This is a genomic window from Prevotella sp. (assembly GCF_036570325.1).
GTDB lineage: Bacteria > Bacteroidota > Bacteroidia > Bacteroidales > Bacteroidaceae > Prevotella.
In genome coordinates, this window is record NZ_DATCYK010000046.1 from 1 (window position 1) to 3,670 (window position 3,670).

Below are 3,670 nucleotides of genomic sequence, written 5' to 3' on the forward strand. Positions count from 1 at the left end.
GAGCACTTCGTGGTACTCTTTGTAGAGTTTGTCCTTGTCTTTGTAAGGAACGTGGCCTATCTTGTTGTAAGATTCGACGAGCGATTGTACCTTCTCCTGCAATCCTTCAGCTTGTTCTTCGGCCAAAGACTTGAGTTGTGATATGATGTTTCGCTTCTCTTCCAAGTTTTGATGTTCCTCATTGCGGGTGCCGGCGTTGGCTGTGTTGCGGGCCTCAAAGAACTTATTGCAGGCCGTAAGGAAGTCGTTCCATAGCTGGTCGCCTAACTTCTTGGGCACCATACCTATGGTTTTCCACTCTTTTTGCAGGGCAATGAGCTTGTCACTGGTAGACTTCCAATCGGTGCTGTCTTGCAAAGCACGGGCTTTTTCGACGAGGGCTTCTTTCTTGGCAGCATTCTCCGAGAAGGTATCTTTGAGCTGTTTAAAGTATTGGGCCTTCTTACTGAAGAAGTCATCGCAGGCCGCACGGAAGCGCTCAAATATCTTTACGTTCATTTTCTGTGGCGCAAAACCGATGGTCTTCCACTCTGATTGAATGGCGATAATGGCCTTGGTATGCTTTTCCCAGTCAGCGGCGGTCTTGTTGTCTTCGGCCAATATAGCCTCCACTTGCTCACAGAGGGCCGTCTTGCGGGTAAGATTTTCTTCCTCTTGTGACCGCAATGACTCAAAATGTTGCTGATGTTTCTTGTTGATAACGGTAGATGCGGCCTTGAAACGGCTCCATATCTGCTCTCTCAACTCTTTGGAAACGGGACCTATTTCACGGTATTGCTGGTGGAGTTCCTGCAACTGATGGAAGGCGCTAATGACGTCTTCTTCCTGATCGAGCTTCTCCGCGGCCTCACAAAGGGCCGTCTTGAGTTCCAAGTTTTTCTTGAAGTCATACTCCCGGGCCTCACTGTTGAGCTTCAATAAGTCGTAGAATTGTTCTACGTAAAGCTGATAGTTACGCCATAGTTCATTGGCTTTATCGGCAGGAACGGCCTTAATTTCTTTCCATTGCTGCTGTAATTCCTTGAATTTAGGGTATGATTTGTTGGCTTCGTCGGGCGATGTTGCCATGGATTTGATGGCTTCGATAATCTCAAGTTTCTTGGCCAAGTTATGTTGTTTCTCCTCTTCTTGTTGGAGAAAGAGCTTTTGTCGTTTTTCTTTTATGAGCCCCATTTCGGCCTTGAAGACCTCTTCTTGCTCGTCGGGCGTCACAATGTACTGCTCGGGATCGCCTCCACTCTCAAGATATTCTTTCTGTTTGGCTTCACGTTCAGCGATATGAATCTTGTAGAACGATGTTTTCAGATGGTCTATCTCGTCTTTTTGAGGATTCTCTTCATTGCTTACGATTTCCTTTAAGCGGTCGATAATCTCTGATTTTGACTTGTAGACTGTGGGTGAAAGAGCTTCTTCTACCGGTGCTGTAATGTGTTCTGATACTACATTATCTTCCTGTTTCCCTTGGTTCAGGGTGTTTTCTTGAGAGTCCATCATTTAACCATTTTAAGTTTATGATTCGGTTATTTCCATGATTCCGTTAGGAATCGGCTTATCGTTATGGCTTGCAAACTTAAGTAAAATAATTGTAAATACCTAATTTATAATGACTTTTTTTGCTTTTATTTGGCTTTGGAAAGTCGTTGGTAGGTAGCGAGTTAGAGGAGTCTTTTGTGACGAAGGATGAACCAACTCAGGCCACTGACCACCACGGAGATAATGATGGCGATGGCAAATCCCCAACTGCTGGTCTCCATACCATTGATAAGATTCATGCCGAAGATACTGGCGATGAGTGTGGGAAACATCATGATGATACTCACGGAGGTAAGAGTACGCATCACGGTGTTCATGTTATTGTTGATGATACTTGAGTAAGTATCCATCGTTGATTCGAGAATGTCGGAATAGATGTTGGTCGTTTCGCGTGCCTGCGTCATCTCAATGTTGACATCTTCAATTAAATCGGCGTCGAGTTCGTCGACTTGCAGCTTGAATTTTAGCTTCTGCAAAAGCGTTTCATTGCCACGAATGGAGGTAATGAAATAAGTCAATGAGTCCTGCAAACGGCTGAGACCGATAAGGCTTTCGTTGTTAACGCCTTGGTCAAGATTGTGCTTGGCCTTCTCGATAAGGGTGTTGATTTGCTTCAATCGCTTCAGATACCACACGGCAGACGAGAGGAACAAGCGGAAGATAAGGTCGACATAGTCGGTAAATCCCTCACCACGCTTTTGCTGATAGCTCACGAAATCGAGCATCATATTGGTTTCGTAATAACATACGGTGATAGTTACGTCGCGCTTATGGATGATACCCAGCGGCACGGTAGTGTAGGGCGTGCGCGACCGTATCTCCTTAACATAGGGAATACGGAGGATGATTAACATCCAGCCATCATCGTATTCGTAGCGTGCACGCTCATCAGTATCGCTGATGTCGCTCATGAAGTAGTCGGGAATTTGGAATTTCTTCTCAAGAAAGTCCTGATCTTCGTCCGTCGGACAGGTCACTTGTATCCAGCAATTGGGTTGCCATTCTTTGAGCAAACTCAATTTTTCAGTAATGTTCCAGTATGTTCTCATTAGTGCTAATCTCCGTAAATGATTGGGCGTGGGGATTAGCTTTCATACCTTACTAATCCTCACACATGTAATAAAACGTTTCCGCGTGATAGTCGTCCATGTGATGATTGAATAATTGTTTTCAACCGCAAAAGTAGCAAAATATTTTCAAAGGCTCGGCTATTGTCAAATATTTTATCCGGTTTTTAACACTTTCGGAGCGCTTCAATGGGAGTGGTGAGGGGCCGGGAAGGGGGCGTATGGCAGGTTGGCGGTATGGGGTTGTAGGTTGAAAGGCCTGATACGGTGGTGTAAAAGGCCCTTAATGAGCCGGCGAAAGGGCTGCTTCGGGGCGCTCGGTGGGCCGTTTTGAGCGGATGGAAAGGCAGAGATAAAGGGGTAAAAGGGCTGCTTTGAGGCTGCCGAAAGACCGTAACGATTTGTAAAGAAATTACAAGTGATTGATTTACCGATGGTTATAAGTAGCCCGAAAAATGAGATATTTGCGGCCAAAGGCATTTTATTTTCAAATAACGCAGCCATCCGTGAGCTTTTGTAAAGATTATTCTTAATATTTTAACGAATAGGAATGATAAGGCCAATGGGGGCCGACGGGGGATGAGAAAGATGGATGGTTGGTCTTTTAAAAGATGATTTTACGGGTGGGAAGAGCGTGGGTCGCAGAGCCGACAAGGGGAAGGGGAGGATAGAAGATGTGGCTCGCGGGGGTATGGGCGGCCATGAGGTTAAGGGTGATAGGCACCCCATGGCGGAGAAAAAGTAAAAGGGACAGGCCGCAGCCTATCCCTTACAAGGTGGTTATAAAGATGAGTTATGATTTTTAGAAATGGAGTCTTACGTCGACACCGCATTGGAAAGGATTGCCCAACTGTCCGAAATAGTGGAGCTTTCCGGTAGCCGCACTGCTCACGGCAAAGGTGTTATAGCGACTATTGGTGAGGTTTCGACCCCATAGGTCGATGGAGAGGAAACCCAAGTCGGCCTTTACGTGGGCGCCCATGACGGCGTAGAAGTCTTGGCTGTAGCTATTGGCCTCGTCCCAAAACAGTTGGCCTTGGGCGTTCATGTTGGCGCCTATGGTGATGGCT

At 46.2% G+C, this 3,670-nt stretch carries 3 protein-coding genes and 1 pseudogene; 1 reads left to right on the top strand and 3 read right to left on the bottom strand.

Annotated features, from left to right (window positions below; translation table 11 throughout):
• Together VIR50_RS03430 and VIR50_RS03435 are read right to left on the bottom strand one after the other, a co-directional pair.
• Nucleotides 1-1,494 (bottom strand): DUF349 domain-containing protein (locus VIR50_RS03430; protein ID WP_331933742.1); only part of this gene is annotated, 1,494 nt, incomplete at its 3' end.
• Nucleotides 1,495-1,655: 161 nt separating this feature from the next.
• The gene (locus VIR50_RS03435) at nucleotides 1,656-2,582 is read right to left on the bottom strand and encodes a magnesium transporter CorA family protein (RefSeq protein ID WP_331933743.1); all 927 of its coding nucleotides are present in this window, start codon (nucleotides 2,580-2,582) and stop codon (nucleotides 1,656-1,658) included.
• A gap of 610 nt (nucleotides 2,583-3,192) precedes the next feature.
• Here VIR50_RS03435 and VIR50_RS03440 point away from each other — a divergent pair.
• Nucleotides 3,193-3,345 carry a hypothetical protein gene (locus VIR50_RS03440; protein ID WP_331933744.1) on the top strand — a complete coding sequence of 51 codons (153 nt, stop codon included), beginning with the start codon at nucleotides 3,193-3,195 and terminating at the stop codon, nucleotides 3,343-3,345.
• A 57-nt stretch (nucleotides 3,346-3,402) separates the two neighbouring features.
• Here VIR50_RS03440 and VIR50_RS03445 read toward each other — a convergent pair.
• A pseudogene (locus VIR50_RS03445) lies at nucleotides 3,403-3,670 on the bottom strand (TonB-dependent receptor); the annotation flags it as partial.

Excerpts from the sequence above, each read along its gene's own strand:
- VIR50_RS03435 (WP_331933743.1), bottom strand. The coding sequence starts at position 2,582 with ATGAGAACATACTGGAACATTACTGAAAAATTGAGTTTGCTCAAAGAA.
- VIR50_RS03440 (WP_331933744.1), top strand. The coding sequence starts at position 3,193 with ATGGTTGGTCTTTTAAAAGATGATTTTACGGGTGGGAAGAGCGTGGGT.